The following is a 544-nucleotide window of genomic DNA, read 5'->3' on the forward strand; positions in this document are numbered from 1 at the left end:
AGGTGAAGGTCAGGCCGTTATGGCCATTGACCGGCAGACCCTGGGCATTGGTCAGGGTCACGGTGTAGGTGATCTGGCCACCTTCGGTGACGGTGGTCTTGTCAGCGGTCAGTGTCGCAACGACTTCGCTGACGGTATCGGTGATCTGCACCGAAGCGTTGCCGCCCAGTTCCAGATTTTCGAAAGCCTTGCCATCAACGGCGGCATCGGTGATGCCGACGGTCAGGGTGTCGCCGTCCTTGAAGACGTCGTCGCCCTGGGCCTTGGCCTTGTATTCGGTTTCGGTCTGGCCGGCCGGGATCACGACCTTGTCGCCATTCGACAGGGTTACGGTCAGGTCATGGTCCAGCTTCTGGCTGACCTTGACGGTGAAGGCCGGCTGCTGGTCTTCGGTGACATCGCCTTTGCCGACGATGGTGACGGTGACCTTATCGCCCTGGTTGTCGGTGCCTGGCGTGCCAGTGCCCGGCTCGTCGGTCACGGTCGTGGTGATCGTGTTGTCGCCGAGGGTCAGTTTCTCGAAGTTGTCCGCGCCGCTGACGCC

At 61.9% G+C, this 544-nt stretch carries 1 protein-coding gene; it reads right to left on the minus strand.

Annotation, left to right across the window (positions count from 1 at the left end; translation table 11 throughout):
• Window positions 1–544 (minus strand): immunoglobulin-like domain-containing protein (locus POF53_RS25935; RefSeq protein WP_254465383.1); only part of this gene is annotated, 544 nt, incomplete at both ends.

This window comes from Mitsuaria sp. RG, assembly GCF_028369275.1.
GTDB lineage: Bacteria > Pseudomonadota > Gammaproteobacteria > Pseudomonadales > Pseudomonadaceae > Aquipseudomonas > Aquipseudomonas peradeniyensis.